14 protein-coding genes are annotated in these 13,109 nt (G+C 72.8%); 10 read left to right on the top strand and 4 right to left on the bottom strand.

Translation table 11 applies throughout. The annotated features are described in order from the left end of the window. Positions 1-35: 35 nt before the first annotated feature. The 3 genes from ACIBG4_RS13615 (at position 36) to ACIBG4_RS13625 (ending at position 2,927) form a co-directional block, all read left to right on the top strand. Positions 36-752, top strand: coding sequence for a methyltransferase domain-containing protein (locus tag ACIBG4_RS13615; RefSeq protein WP_310708652.1), 717 nt, complete (start codon positions 36-38; stop codon positions 750-752). After that, entirely contained in the window at positions 749-1,789 is a 1,041-nt protein-coding gene (locus ACIBG4_RS13620; RefSeq protein ID WP_397202063.1) for a prenyltransferase, read from the top strand. The genes ACIBG4_RS13615 and ACIBG4_RS13620 overlap by 4 nt, the downstream gene beginning before the upstream one ends. 157 nt (positions 1,790-1,946) lie before the next feature. After that, positions 1,947-2,927 carry a DUF1702 family protein gene (locus ACIBG4_RS13625; RefSeq protein WP_397202064.1) on the top strand — a complete coding sequence of 327 codons (981 nt, stop codon included), beginning with the start codon at positions 1,947-1,949 and terminating at the stop codon, positions 2,925-2,927. A 30-nt stretch (positions 2,928-2,957) separates the two neighbouring features. Here ACIBG4_RS13625 and ACIBG4_RS13630 read toward each other — a convergent pair whose 3' ends face one another. Then, the gene (locus ACIBG4_RS13630; protein ID WP_397202065.1) at positions 2,958-3,593 is read right to left on the bottom strand and encodes a class I SAM-dependent methyltransferase; all 636 of its coding nucleotides are present in this window, start codon (positions 3,591-3,593) and stop codon (positions 2,958-2,960) included. A gap of 91 nt (positions 3,594-3,684) precedes the next feature. On the opposite strand from ACIBG4_RS13630, the gene ACIBG4_RS13635 reads away from it, so the two are divergent. From ACIBG4_RS13635 to ACIBG4_RS13645, 3 genes are read left to right on the top strand one after another with little or no spacing between them, the layout of a single operon-like run. After that, positions 3,685-4,140 (top strand): pyridoxamine 5'-phosphate oxidase family protein, encoded by a 456-nt coding sequence (locus tag ACIBG4_RS13635; protein ID WP_355446515.1) that lies wholly within the window; start codon positions 3,685-3,687, stop codon positions 4,138-4,140. Beyond that, the gene (locus tag ACIBG4_RS13640; RefSeq protein WP_310708648.1) at positions 4,137-4,328 is read left to right on the top strand and encodes a ferredoxin; all 192 of its coding nucleotides are present in this window, start codon (positions 4,137-4,139) and stop codon (positions 4,326-4,328) included. The genes ACIBG4_RS13635 and ACIBG4_RS13640 overlap by 4 nt, the downstream gene beginning before the upstream one ends. A 36-nt stretch (positions 4,329-4,364) precedes the next feature. After that, the gene (locus ACIBG4_RS13645) at positions 4,365-5,450 is read left to right on the top strand and encodes a Zn-dependent alcohol dehydrogenase (protein ID WP_397202066.1); all 1,086 of its coding nucleotides are present in this window, start codon (positions 4,365-4,367) and stop codon (positions 5,448-5,450) included. Between the two features lie 147 nt (positions 5,451-5,597). On the opposite strand, the gene ACIBG4_RS13650 is transcribed toward ACIBG4_RS13645, so the two are convergent. Beyond that, a complete protein-coding gene (locus ACIBG4_RS13650; RefSeq protein WP_397202067.1) occupies positions 5,598-6,083 on the bottom strand; it encodes a carboxymuconolactone decarboxylase family protein in 486 nt (161 codons plus the stop codon). Between the two features lie 492 nt (positions 6,084-6,575). On the opposite strand from ACIBG4_RS13650, the gene ACIBG4_RS13655 reads away from it, so the two are divergent. Then, the gene (locus ACIBG4_RS13655; protein WP_397202068.1) at positions 6,576-6,920 is read left to right on the top strand and encodes a hypothetical protein; all 345 of its coding nucleotides are present in this window, start codon (positions 6,576-6,578) and stop codon (positions 6,918-6,920) included. Positions 6,921-7,060: 140 nt separating this feature from the next. Here ACIBG4_RS13655 and ACIBG4_RS13660 read toward each other — a convergent pair whose 3' ends face one another. Further along, a complete protein-coding gene (locus ACIBG4_RS13660) occupies positions 7,061-8,200 on the bottom strand; it encodes an FAD-dependent oxidoreductase (protein ID WP_397202069.1) in 1,140 nt (379 codons plus the stop codon). Between the two features lie 101 nt (positions 8,201-8,301). Between ACIBG4_RS13660 and ACIBG4_RS13665 the strand changes: the two genes are divergently transcribed. Further along, positions 8,302-8,976, top strand: a complete 675-nt coding sequence (locus ACIBG4_RS13665; protein ID WP_397202070.1) for a TetR/AcrR family transcriptional regulator — start codon at positions 8,302-8,304, stop codon at positions 8,974-8,976. 72 nt (positions 8,977-9,048) lie between these two features. Here ACIBG4_RS13665 and ACIBG4_RS13670 read toward each other — a convergent pair whose 3' ends face one another. Then, the gene (locus ACIBG4_RS13670) at positions 9,049-9,585 is read right to left on the bottom strand and encodes a DUF3592 domain-containing protein (protein ID WP_397202071.1); all 537 of its coding nucleotides are present in this window, start codon (positions 9,583-9,585) and stop codon (positions 9,049-9,051) included. Positions 9,586-9,788: 203 nt separating this feature from the next. Between ACIBG4_RS13670 and ACIBG4_RS13675 the strand changes: the two genes are divergently transcribed. After that, positions 9,789-10,184 carry a YybH family protein gene (locus ACIBG4_RS13675; RefSeq protein WP_397202072.1) on the top strand — a complete coding sequence of 132 codons (396 nt, stop codon included), beginning with the start codon at positions 9,789-9,791 and terminating at the stop codon, positions 10,182-10,184. 8 nt (positions 10,185-10,192) lie between these two features. Further along, the gene (locus tag ACIBG4_RS13680; RefSeq protein ID WP_397202073.1) at positions 10,193-13,087 is read left to right on the top strand and encodes a BTAD domain-containing putative transcriptional regulator; all 2,895 of its coding nucleotides are present in this window, start codon (positions 10,193-10,195) and stop codon (positions 13,085-13,087) included. The last annotated feature ends 22 nt before the right edge of the window (positions 13,088-13,109 follow it).

The raw sequence follows: 13,109 nt of genomic DNA on the forward strand, positions 1-13,109 counted from the left end.
GCCCCCTTCTAGCTGATCACAAGGAGACGGATCAAGTGCTGACCGTGGACTTCGCCCGGCTGCCCGTCGGGCCCGGCACACGCGTGCTCGACCTGGGGTGCGGCGGGGGCCGGCACGCCTTCGAGGTGCTGCGCCGAGGCGCGGACGTGGTCGCCTTCGACATGGACCAGGCCGAGCTGGACGGCGTGGCCGCCATGTTCGCGGCGATGGACAAGGCCGGCGAGGTGCCGCCGGAGGCGACCGGCGAGACCGTCCAGGGCACGGCGCTGGAGATGCCGTTCGAGGACGGGAGCTTCGACCGGGTCATCGCCGCCGAGGTGCTGGAGCACATCCCCGACGACATGGCCGCCATGCGGGAGATCTTCCGGGTGCTCAGGCCCGGCGGCACGGCCGCGATCACCGTCCCGAGCTTCCTGCCCGAGCGGATCTGCTGGGCGCTCGACGAGGATTACCACACCGCCCCCGGCGGTCACGTCCGCATCTACACCCTGGCCGAGCTGTCGGCCAAGCTCAAGTCCACCGGCTTCGTCATCGGCCCCCACCACCACGCCCACGGCCTGCACGCGCCGTACTGGTGGATCAAGTGCGCGGTCGGCGTCAACAACGCCGAGCACCCACTGGCCAAGGCGTACCACGAGCTGCTGGTGTGGGACATCATGAAGCGCCCCGCCGCCACCCGCCTCGCCGAGGCCCTGCTCAACCCGCTCATCGGCAAGAGCGTGGTGCTCTACGTCAGGAAGCCCGCGGCGTGATCGGCCGCGAGGAGGTCGTCCGTACGGCCTTGAGCATCGCGGCGATTCAGCAGGACGACGGCGGCGTGCCGTGGCCCGAGGGGCACGTCGACGCCTGGAACCACGTCGAATGCCTCATGGCCATGACCGTCGCCGGGCTGGACGGGCCCGTGCGGCGCGGCTACGACTGGCTGGAACGGCACCAGCGCGAGGACGGCTCCTGGCCGATGAAGCTGGTCGACGGCGTCGCCGCCGAGCGGGGCGGCGAGACCAACCACGCGGCGTACGTGGCCGCCGGGCTGTGGCACCACCACCTGGTGACCGGCGACCAGCAGGTCACCGAGCGGCGCTGGCCGATGGTCAAGGCCGCCCTGGACTACGTCGCCGGGCTGCAGACCCCGCGCGGCGAGATCGTCTGGGAGCGCGACGCGCAGGGGCGGCCCTCGACGTACGCGCTGCTCACCGGCTGCTCGTCCATCCACCAGGCGCTGCGCTGCGGCGTGCTGCTGGCCGAGCACCTCGGCGACCCGCAGCCGCACTGGGAGCTGACCGCCGACCGGCTCGCGCACGTGCTGTCGGCCCACCCGGAGGCGTTCGCCGACAAGAGCCGCTTCTCGATGGACTGGTACTACCCGGTCCTCGGCGGGGCCGTGCGCGGGGCGCAGGCGGCGGAGCTGCTGGAGCGCGAGTGGGCCACGTTCGTGGTGCCCGGCCTGGGGATCCGGTGCGTGTCGGACCAGCCGTGGGTGACGGGGGCCGAGACGTGCGAGCTGACGCTGGCGCTGGACGCCCTGGGTCAGCGCGAGCGGGCGGAGCGGCTGTTCACCGACATCCAGCACCTGCGGCACGAGGACGGGTCGTACTGGACGGGCTGGCAGTTCGCCAACCGCAAGCACTTCCCGCACGAGCGGTCCGGGTACACCGCGGCCGCCGTGGTCCTGGCAGCCGACGCGCTGGAGGGGCTGTCGGGGGGCGCCGGGCTGTTCCGCGACGTGAGCGCGACGCCCGTCCCGCCGTCGGACCCGGACCTGTGCGGCTGCACGCCGGCCCGCGCCTGATCTTGCCCTGCCCCGGCTCCGCAAGGGCTTTTGCGCTTTCTTTGCCGTAAAAGCCGGAGCGGCACCCTGGGCAGGCGCAAGCGGGTCACTAGCGTCGGGAGTGGCCGTACGAGGCGTCTTCGGGGGAAGCGTGGGCGACACGGGCACGACTGCTTTCTTGCATCATGACGGGATCGATCCGGCCGCTGCGCCCCCGGCCGGCGGCTGGCGCAGGCTGCTGGCCCGGGACGCCGACGAGGTGGTCGCCGGCCCCTGGGCCGCCGGACCCGCCCGGCGCGCCGTCGAGGAGGCCGAGAGCTCCTACGTCTCCGGCTTCAACGCCGCTCTGTCCCGTGATCCCGCCGTGTTCCAGGAGCTGCTCGACGGGCTGCCGCACGAGCGGTGGACGTTCGCCTGCGAGGGCGCGGGGGCGGCGAGCGCGGTGCTCGACCTGCTCACCCTGGCGCGGGGCCGGCGCCTGCGCGAGCTGCTGTCCGGACCGGCCGCGCGCCACCACCACGCCGTCCACCTCGGCGCCGGGCGCGGGTACGCGCTGCTGCGCCTGCCTCCGGTACGCGGGGCGCGCCGGGGGCATCCGCTGCTGCGCTGGCTGGCGGTCGACGGGTACGGATTCCAGCGGAGCCAGGAGTCGAACGCCCGCATGCTGGACGAGCGGGCCATGCCGGGGCTGCTGACGCGGGCCCGCTGCGCGACGTTCGACCAGGGGCTCGGCCGCCTGCTGTGGCACCACGAGCGGGCCTCGGCCGTGGCCGTGGCTGATCGGATCGCCGGGTTCCCCGTGGGGCGACGGGCCGACCTGTGGGCCGGGGCCGCCTTCGCCGCCACCCGCACGGGCGGCGCCACCGGCGAGGAGCTGGCGCTGCTGACCGAGCGGGCGGGGGCCGACGGGTACCGGTCCTGCCTGGCTCAGGGGTGCGCGTTCGCGTCGATGGCCGTGGTGCGGGAGGGGGCGCTGCTGGGACCGGCCATGCTGGCCGTGCCGATCCTGGCGGGGGCCGAGCCGGAGGAGGCGGCGTCCTGGGCGGACCGGTCGCTGCTGGCGCTCGGCCACGACGTCCGCACGCACGACGACTACCTCGCCTGGCAGGCCGAGACCCGCCGCGCCTGGTCCCGCCGTCACCACCTCGTCACCCGCTGACGCCCCGCCGCGATCCCGGCCCGGCACGCCTCAGACGCCGGGGCGGACCCGTTCCAGCACCCGCAGCGATCCCCGTACCGCGACCTCCTCGAACGCCCCCGACTCCAGCGCCCGCAGGTACACCCGGTACGGCGCCTGCCCGCCGTCGGCCGGATCGGGATAGATGTCGTGGAAGACCAGCGCCCCGCCCTCCATGACGTGCGGCGCCCACCCCTCGTAGTCGCGCGTCACCGGCTCCTCGGAGTGGCCGCCGTCGATGAACAGCATGCCGAGCGGGGTACGCCACAGCGCGGCCACCCGCTCCGACCGGCCCACGACGGCGATGACCTCGTCCTCCAGCCCGGCCGCGGCGATCGTCGCCCGGAAGACCGGCAGCGAGTCCATCTTGCCGAACCTGGGGTCCACCAGCGCGGGGTCGTGGTGCTCCCAGCCGGGCTGGATCTCCTCCGAGCCGCGGTGATGGTCCACGGTGACGACCACGGTCCCGGCCTGCCGGGCCGCCGCGCCGAGGTAGACGGCGGACTTGCCGCAGTACGTACCGATCTCGCAGATGGGGCCCTGCTTGCCGTACCGCAGGGCCGTCTCGAACAGGGCGAGGCCCTCGTCCGGCGGCATGAAGCCCTTGGCGCGCTGGGCGGCGTCCAGCAGATCGGGCGGCATCATCATGAACCGCACCCTATTCGACATCCTCCTCCGAGACCGAACAACGTTCCGGAGACCTCTTGCCCGGCATTCTGCAACCTGTTCTACTTGGCACGTGAATCAGCGCGCTCGCATCGCGATGTCCGGCGACGAGGCCGACGCGTTCCTCGCGTCCGCCCGCAAGCTGCAGCTCGCGACGATCAACCCGGACGGCACGCCGCACCTCGTCACCATGTTCTACGCGCTCGACGAGCGCGGGCGGATCGTCTTCTGGACCTACGCCAAGGCCCAGAAGACCCGCAACCTGGAGCGCGACCCGCGGGTGACCTGCCTGGTGGAGACCGGCGAGGACTACGGCGAGCTGCGCGGCGTCCTGCTGTACGGCAAGGCCGAGCGCGTGGACGAGCCCGGGCGCGTCCTCGACATCGGCCTGCGCGTGGCCCGCGCCATGACCCCGGGCGTCGCCGACGAGCACCTGCTGCCGTATGTCGAGCAGACCGGCCGCAAGCGGGTCGGATTCGTCGTGGAGCGCACCAAGGTGGTCTCATGGGATCACAGGAGGCTCACGTGAAAGTCAAGGTCGACGAACTGGTCTGCGAGGCCAATGCCGTGTGCATGGGGCTCGCTCCCGAGGTGTTCGATGTGGACGACGACGACCAGCTCCACATCCTGCTCCCGGACCCGCCACCCGAGATGCACGACCGCGTACGCCACGCGGTCCGGTCCTGCCCGAAAGCCGCACTCTCCCTAGAGGAATAGCCGTCCCCACAGGACCGGCCCGGAGGAGGAACCCCCATGCGCGCCGCGCTTCTGCACGCCGTAGGCGATGACAAGCTCGACATCCGTGACGACGTCACGCTGGCTCCCGTCGGCCCCACCGAGGTACGGGTCCGGGTCAGGGCCACCGGCGTCTGCCACTCGGACCTGTCGGCCATGTCCGGCGTACTGCCGCAGCCCGTGCCGCTCGTCCCCGGGCACGAGGGCGCGGGCGAGGTGGTGGAGGTCGGCGACCACGTCACCTCCGTCCAGCCGGGCGACCACGTCATCATCAGCTGGCGCCCCGCCTGCCAGGAGTGCCGCCTGTGCGTGGGGGGCCAGCCGTACCTGTGCATGAAGTACACGGTGGAGGCGTTCAGCAAGGGCAACTTCCGCTTCGGCGGGGACACCATGGCCTTCGGCATGGCCGGCTGCGGCACCTGGGCCGAGGAGGTCGTCATCCCCTGGCAGGGCGCGATCAAGATCGACGCCGACGTGCCGTGGGAGGCGGCGGCGCTCATCGGCTGCGGCATCACCACCGGCGTCGGCGCCGCCGTCAACACCGCCCGCGTCCGCCCCGGCTCCACGGTCGCGGTCGTGGGCTGCGGCGGCGTCGGCCTGTCGGTCATCCAGGGCGCCCGCCTCTCCGGGGCCAGGGTGATCCTCGCCGTCGACCCGTTGGAGTCCAAGCACGAGCTGGCCAGGAAGGTCGGCGCCACCCACGCCGTCACCCCGGACGGCGTCCAGGGCGCCCTCGCCGAGCTGACCGGCGGCCAGGGCTTCGACCACGCCTTCGAGGCGGTCGGCAAGGGCGCCACGATCCAGGCCACCTGGCAGCTCGCCCGCCAGGGCGGCGACGTGATCGTGGTGGGCGCGGGGGCGCTGGACGACATGGTGTCGATCTCCGCCTTCAGCCTGCTGTTCGAGGGCAAGAAGCTGCTGTCCAGCGTGTACGGCGAAGCGGACGTCCGGCACGACTTCCCGTACTTCGCCGACCTCTACAAGGCGGGCCGGCTCGATCTGGACTCCATGATCAGCGCCCGCATCCGCCTGGCGGACCTGAACGACGCGGTGGCGGCCCTGAAGGGCGGCGAGGTCCTCCGCCAGATCGTCATCCTGGACTGACCTGTTACGTCCCCTTGGCGGTCGACTCGCATCCGGACGCAGGTGGTCGCGGAGCGCGGCGAGTGGCTGGGCACCGGCATGGGCATGGCGGTCGGAGCCCTGCCCCGGATCGAGCGGGCCGGGGCAGGGCCGGGAGCGGCCCGCCGGTCAGTCGGCCATGCCGGCGAACATGCCGGGCTCGTAGGAGCCCCCCGGGTTACGCACGATCACGTTGAGCCGGTTGTTGGCGTTGATCATGGCGATCAGGGAGACGAGCGCGACGATCTGGTCGTCGTCGTAGTGCTCGCGTACCTGAGCCCAGGTCTGGTCGGACACGCCGTGGTGGGCGTCGGCGATCCGGGTGCCCTCCTCGGTGAGCGCCAGGGCGGCCCGTTCGGCCTCGGTGAACACGGTGGACTCGCGCCAGGCCGCGACCAGGTGGAGCCGGACCGCGGTCTCCCCGGCGGCCGTGGCGTCCTTGGTATGGTAGTCGACGCAGAAACCGCAGCCGTTGATCTGGCTGGCGCGCAGCATCACCAGGTCCTGGGTGGTCTGGGGCAGCGGCGACTGCTGGATCGCCAGGGCGACGTTGTAGATGCGCTTGCTGATCTTGGCGCCGAGCTCGTTGGTCAACAGGTCGATACGGGGTTCCATGATCTGGTCCTCACTCGTGGTGGTGCGTGCCACGCGGATCGTTCGCACGGCGTCCTGACGACCATGGAGATGCCGGTGACCCGCCCCCTGTGACAGCCCGGCCATGTGACGTGCGCCACCCCCGCAGTACTTGTCGAGGTGGAGTCATCTCGTCGGCGCCGCGATTCGAGCTTCGTCACCGGAAAGAAGAAAGGCCGTCCGGAAAAAGCCCTGCATTACGGGACAGGGCCTCGGGTGCCCACTCTCACATGGCCGTCACATGAACGGCAGATGAGGACCGGCCTGCGAGAATGAGCCCTTCCGTGGCGTCCCGGAACAGGGCTGTCCACGATTCCGCACCGGACTCCGAAATGTCTTCCGAACGACGGGAAGGATATATTCGTGTTCAAGCACCTGGCTGTCGCGGCCGTTCTCGCGGCGATCGCGGCCCTACCGGCCACGACCGCGCGGGCCGAAACACGGCCGCGGCCCGCGACCGGTCATTCACCGGAAATGATCGGCTATGAAAAGGCGGGCGGGTTCGCCGGAATTCAGCGCAGCATTTCGATAGACCGGCACGGCCGGGCGCGGGCCGCCTCCGCCGCGGCCACCGCCGCCTTCCAGCTCACCGCCGCGGAGTTCGGCCTGCTGCGGCGCAGGCTCGGCAACGTCTCCACGTGGGCCCCGTCCACGGACGGCTGCGACGTCGCGGATCACTTCACCTACACCCTGCGCTACCGGGGCCACCGCGCCGTCCGCTGCCACACGGTGCCGCGTGACTGGGAGCCCGCGGTCACGCAGCTCGACCAGATCATCGACCGCCACCTCACGACGACCAGGTCCACAGCGCACGACTGATTCCGCTCCCGCCGCCACAGCGAGCCCGGCAGGGAGTGGGTGCATTCCGGGGTGACGGACACCAAGCCGTCGTAGGCGGCGACGGTCTCGGCCCACTGATGAGCGCGGGGATGGGTGGCACCGTCCCCCGCCCGAGCGGCCTATGCGCCGACCGGCCGACCGGCGAACATCCGGACCAGGCCGTGGGGCGCGTCCCCGCCGAAGCACAGGTCGAGACCGGCGAGGGACTCGGCGGCCTTCTCGGCGGAGCGCGGGAACAGTTCCTCCTCGTAAGCCGCGAGGGCCCGCTCGACGTCGCCGGGGTGAGCGGCGATGGCGGCGCCGAGCTCGGCGCCGTCCAGCATGGCCAGGTTGGCGCCCTCACCGGCGAACGGCGACATCAGATGCGCCGCGTCGCCCACCAGCGTCACGCCCGGGACCCGGTCCCAGCGGTGACCGATCGGCAGCGCGTGGATCTTCCGCGGGATCAGCGGGCCATCGGCGTCGGTCACCAGAGCCTTGAGGCTGTCGTCCCATCCGCCGAACCGCTCCAGCACCGCCTGCCTGGAGGCCCCGGCGTCGGCGAAGTCGATGGCGTCGAGCCAGTCCTCGGCGGCCTGGACGGCGGCGTAGACATGCAGGCTGCCGTCGGTCTCGCGGTGAGCGAGGAAGCCCTTGCCATCGCCGAGCGCGAAGCACATGCCGCCGCCGATCAGGTCCGCGGCCCGCGGGTGGCGGAGGTCGGCGTCCAGCAGGTCGAGCTCGACGAACGAGATGCCCGTGTACGCGGGCCGCGTGCCGGAGACCAAGGGGCGGATCCGCGACCAGGCGCCGTCCGCGCCGACGAGCAGATCGGTGGTGAACGAGCCGCCGTCGGCCAGGGTCACCTCATGCCGTCCGCCGCCCAGGGGACGGGCCGCGGCGACCATGGCGCCCCAGCGCACGGCGCCTTCGGGCAGTGAGTCCAGCAGCAGGTCGCGCAGCCGGCCGCGGTCCACCTCGGGGCGGTCGCCGATGCCGCCGTCGCGCTCCTCCCAGTGGGCGACGGCGTGCCGGTCCAGGACGCGGACGGCCTCGCCGCCCGGATGGACGATCGTCGTGAACTCCTCGTGCAAGCCGGCCATGCGCAGGGCGACCTGGCCGTTCTCGGCGTGGATGTCCAGCATGCCGCCCTGTGTACGGGCATGGCGTGCGGGTTCGAGGTCGTAGACGACCGCCTCGATCCCGTTGAGGTGCAGGACGCGGGCGAGCGTCAAGCCGGACAACCCGGCTCCGACGATCGCGATGGGGTGATGGGTCATGGTGATGCCTCCTTCCAAAGGCGCACCCTCACGCTAGCCGAACATGTTCGTTACGAACAAGTTCGTCGCGAACGCGATCGGGCCCTGGTACGGTGACCTTCGTGACCGATCAGCCCCGCAGCCGTCGCGAGCGCCCCGCCAAACCCGCGCTGACCAGGAAGGGGATCATCGCGACCGCGGTGCGTCTGATGCACGCCGAGGGGCTGCCGCGGGTCACCATGCGCCGCCTGGCCCAGGAGCTCGACACCGGCCCGGCGTCCCTGTACGTGTACGTGGCCAACACCGCCGAACTTCACGCGGCGATACTCGACGAGCTCCTGGGCGAGGTCGATCTGGGCCCCGTCACCGTCGCCGGGGACTGGCGTGAACGGATCGAGGCCGTACTGACCTCATACACGGACGTGCTGTACCGGCACCCCAGCCTGGCCCGCTCGGCCCTGGTGGCCCGCCCGTCCGGCCCGAACTACCTCAATCTGCTGGAGGCCCTGCTGGCGCTGCTCAGCGAGGGCGGCGTGCCTGACGGGCAGGCCGCCTGGGGCGTGGACGTGCTCCTGCTGATGGCCACCGCCTCCGCCGCGGAGCACGCCACCGAGGACCGGTCGATCGACGCCGCGGACGAGTGGAACGCGCTCACCCGGGCACTGCGCGACGCGTCACCGGCCGGGCGGCCGCACGTCGCCGCCCTGGCGTCGGAGCTGGTCTCGGGCACCCCCGAGGAACGCGCCAGGTGGGGCCTCCGCGTGCTGCTCAACGGCACGCTGCAGACGCCACGCTGACGGACGCGGGACGCCGGCCGCGCCGCACCTTCGTGTCGCCCATGGGCGATCACCAGGGAGCCGCCATCGAGATCACTCGTCGTCCCAGAGGCCGGGAGGGCACTCCATGGGCTCGACGGAGCCGTCGGCGTTCTGGATCTCGCACTGGCCTCGGGAGTCACCACCCCCGATGCCGTCACCGACGTCACCGACGCCGGTGAACCCGCCGGAGATAACGGCGAAGAAAGCCAGGCCGATGACGATCACGATGATCCCGGCGACCATTCCGGCGTAGCCGGCGGAGCTATCCGCGGGCACGGCGCGGGTCGGGTCCTGCGGGTCGTAGAGCACGTCGGTCGCGTTGCCGACGCCGAGGTTGGAGGTCGTCCGCGCCTCGGTGGTGATCTCCTGCCCGTCCACGGTGGTGAAGGTCAGGACCGGTCGCCGTCTCGCCCTCAGGTGCTCCCCCTGCCCCGTGAACGTGGTCCGGACGTCGCTGACCACGCCCGGCACCCGCTGCGCCCGCTGGGCGAACTGCCTGCCGTCCACTTTCCCCTTGATCGACACCAGCACGATCAGCATCCCGAACGCCACGAACAGCAGCGGGACGTAGGTGATCAGGTTTTCCAACGCGCGCCTCCTCGAGTCGGCTCGAACATTAGAACGCTCCTGGCGAGCCAGGGTTCCCGCTTCCCGGCCTCTCGTCCACCGATGCCCGCGGCCTTCCGGCCCACGAGCGGGCTCACCGGAGTGACGGGCACGAAAGGCTTGACCTTGACACTGAGGTCAGGGTTTACGCTCGGGCCCCCTGTCACCCGAGGAACGGACCACCCATGAGCGCAGACCGCCGATCCCTGCTCGACCACGACCAGCGCTTCTTCGAGGCGCTGACGACCGCTGAGGTCAAGGTCCTGGGCGACCTCCTCGCGGACGACTTCGTCCTGGTGAGCGTGGAGGACGGGGCCGCCGTGGGCCGGGACGTCCTTCTCGACGCCATCGCCACCGGCGCCGTACGGTTCCCGGCGATCGAATCGTTCCCGGACGAGGCCCTCGTCCGCCGCATCGGGGACGTCGGGATCGTCGTAGGGCGTACCGGCATGAACTTCACCCGTCCCGACGGTACGGCCTTCAGCGCCGGCAGCCGCTACACCCATGTCTACGTCGCCGTCTCCCCCGACGTCTGGCAGCTCGTCTCCGCGCAGGGCACCGCCATCAAACCCCCGGCATAATCACCCGCATGCGGTTCGCAATCCTCGGCCAGACCCGGGCTTGGCGCGACGACGGGGCCGAGGTTCCGCTGGGCGGGCCGGCCCGGCGAGCGCTGCTGGCGCTGCTGCTGCTCCGCCCCGGCGAGGTGGTCCCGGTCGACCGGCTGGCCGACGAGATCGGCCCGCCAGGGGGGACGTCGGCGCACGCGCTGCACTCGCAGGTGTCGAGGCTGCGCGCGACCCTGGGCGGCGGGGCCGCGATCGAGCGGGCGGGAGCGGGCTACCGGATCGTGGTCGCGCATGACGACGACGTGGACGCCTGCCGGTTCGAGCGGCTGACCGGGCAGGGCCGGGCCGCGCTGCGTGACGGCGACGCCGGGCGGGCCGTCCCGCTGCTGCGCGAGGCGCTGGAGCTGTGGCGGGGGCCTGCTCTGGCCGACCTCCCCGAGAGCCCGACGGCCCGGGCCGCCGCCGTACGGCTGGAGGAGCAGCGGCTCGCGGCGCTCGAGGACCGGATCGAGGGCGAGCTGTGCCTGGGCGAGCACCGCGCGGTCGTACCCGAGCTGCGCGAGCTGGCCGGCCGCCATCCCCTCCGGGAACGGCCGGCGGCGCTGTTGATGCGGGCGCTGTTCGCCGAGGGCGGGCAGGCGGCGGCGCTGGAGGTGTTCGAGGAGACCAGGCGGCACCTGGCCGAGGAGCTGGGCGCCGATCCCTCGGCCGAGCTCGCCGCGTTGCACCTGGAGGTGCTGAGCGCCGATCCGTCGCCGTCGCCGGCCGCGCCGCCCGCGCAGCTCACGTCGTTCGTCGGCCGTGCCGCGGAGGTGACCGAGGTCGCCGGCCTGCTGCGCGTGGCCCGGCTGGTCACGCTGATCGGCCCCGGCGGCGTCGGCAAGACCCGGCTGTCCGTCGAGGTCGCCGGGGCGGCGGGTGACACCGTCTGCTTCGTGGAGCTGGCCGCGCTGCGCGACGGCGCCGGCCTGCCGCGGGCGCTGCTGAGCGCGCTCGGCCTGCGCGAGAACGGGCTCCTCGGAGAGGGGGCCGGGCAGCAGGAGCCCGTCGACCGTCTGATCTCCGCGTTGTCGGACCGCGTGCTCCTGCTCGTCCTCGACAACTGCGAGCATCTCGTCGAAGAGGCCGCCACGCTGGCGGCGCGGCTGCTGGCCGCCTGCCCGCGGCTACGGGTGCTGGCCACCAGCCGGGAGCCGCTGGGTGTCATCGGCGAGAACCTCTGGCAGGTGCGGCCTCTGGACGGCGACGCGGCCGTACGGCTCTTCACCGACCGCGCCAGGGCCGCACGGCGCGGTTTCGCCGCCGACCCGGAGATGGTGCGGCGGATCTGCGCGGCCCTGGACGACCTGCCGCTGGCCATCGAGCTGGCGGCGGCGCGCCTGCGCACGCTGGACATCGACGACCTGGCGGGACGGCTGGACGACCGGCTCGGGGTCGCGGCCCGAGGCGCCCGGACGGCCGCCGAGCGGCACCGGACGCTGCGCTCGGTGGTCGCGTGGAGCTGGGACCTGCTGTCGGAGGAGGAGCAGCGGGCCGCGCGGCGGTTCACGGTCTTCGCCGGCGGCGCGACGGCCGAGTCCGCTCTTCGGGTGTGCGGCGCCGACGGCGAGCTGCTGGAGTCTCTGGCCGACAAGTCCCTTCTGGAGGCGGCGGGCGGCCGCTACCGGATGCTGGAGACGATCCGCGCCTACGGCGCCGAACGGCTCGAAGCGGCGGACGAGGCCGAGCCGGTGCGACGCGCCCACGCCCGGCGCTTCCTGGAGCTGGCGCGGACCGCCGACCCGCACCTGCGGCGGGCGGGACAGCTGGAGTGGCTGCCGATCCTCGCGGCCGAGGACGCCGACCTGCTGGCGGCCCTGCGCTGGGCCGTCGAGGCCCGCGAGGTGGAGACGGCCCTGCGGCTGCTGGCCTCGTCCTCGAACTACCTGTGGCTGAGCGGCCTGTCCGCCTCCGCCGCGCCCTACGCCACCATGCTGCTGGACGGCGCACTTCTTGACGGGCCCAGTGACGAGCTCGGTGAGGAGTATGTGACGTGCGTGCTCCTGGCCGCGTCCGACGCCGCCGGGCATCCGGTCTGGCAGCGGCACCTCGCGCGGGCCGGGCAGGCGCTGGCCGCCGCGTGGCCGGGTGACCGGCCGGGCCGCTACCCGGTGGCCCTGCTCCTGTGGATGATGCGCAACGCGGTCGGGGGCGACATGCAGGGCGCGTTCGAACTCGTCCGGGCCCAGCTCGCGTGCCCCGAGCCGTGGGCGCGGGCGACCGCCCGGTACGTGTCGGCGTTCGGGGCGCTCGGCGAGGGGGACGCCGCGGCGGCCGAGGTGCACTTCCACGCGGCGGCGGAAGAGTTCCGCTCGCTCGGCGACCGCTGGGGCACCGCGCTGGCCCTGGACTCGCTCGCCGGCCTGGCCGGAACGCGCGGCGACCGGGCGAGGGCCGTCGAGCTGACCGACGAGGCGCTCGCGCTGACCGAGCAGCTCGGCGCGCTGGAGGACAGCGCCGACCTGCTGGTCAACCGGGGAGATCACCTCGCCGGCGAGGACGCGGCGGCGGCTCGCGCCGACTACATGAGGGCCGCCGCCCTGGCCCGCCGCGCCGGCAGCTCCACCTACCTGGCGGCGGCCCTGCGTGGGCTCGGCGACATCGCGCTGCTGGAGCAGGACCTGGCCGAGGCCGAACGGCTGTACGTCGAGGCCCTCGAACGCCTCGACCCGCACTGGATCAAAAGCCTCGGCGACCGGGTGCGCACGCTCGCCGGGCTCGGCCGCGTCGCCGAGGCGCACGGCGACCGCGCCGCGGCCCGTGAGCGATTCCGGGAGGCCGGCGAGACGGCGGCCGTGATGGGGATCTCCACCCCCGCGGTCCTCCGCCTGATGGGGCTGCCCGAGACCGTCGTGAAGGCGGTGACCCGGCGGTGAGACGTGTCGGTGCGATGGGGGC

This window comes from Nonomuraea sp. NPDC050383 (assembly GCF_044459125.1).
Lineage (GTDB): Bacteria > Actinomycetota > Actinomycetes > Streptosporangiales > Streptosporangiaceae > Nonomuraea.

What these genes read in the sequence shown, in the direction of transcription:
- ACIBG4_RS13660 (WP_397202069.1), bottom strand. Translation starts at nt 8,200, where the DNA reads ATGACCCATCACCCCATCGCGATCGTCGGAGCCGGGTTGTCCGGCTTG.
- ACIBG4_RS13650 (WP_397202067.1), bottom strand. Translation starts at nt 6,083, where the DNA reads ATGGAACCCCGTATCGACCTGTTGACCAACGAGCTCGGCGCCAAGATC.
- ACIBG4_RS13645 (WP_397202066.1), top strand. Translation starts at nt 4,365, where the DNA reads ATGCGCGCCGCGCTTCTGCACGCCGTAGGCGATGACAAGCTCGACATC.
- ACIBG4_RS13680 (WP_397202073.1), top strand. Translation starts at nt 10,193, where the DNA reads ATGCGGTTCGCAATCCTCGGCCAGACCCGGGCTTGGCGCGACGACGGG.
- ACIBG4_RS13630 (WP_397202065.1), bottom strand. Translation starts at nt 3,593, where the DNA reads ATGATGATGCCGCCCGATCTGCTGGACGCCGCCCAGCGCGCCAAGGGC.
- ACIBG4_RS13675 (WP_397202072.1), top strand. Translation starts at nt 9,789, where the DNA reads ATGAGCGCAGACCGCCGATCCCTGCTCGACCACGACCAGCGCTTCTTC.
- ACIBG4_RS13655 (WP_397202068.1), top strand. Translation starts at nt 6,576, where the DNA reads ATGATCGGCTATGAAAAGGCGGGCGGGTTCGCCGGAATTCAGCGCAGC.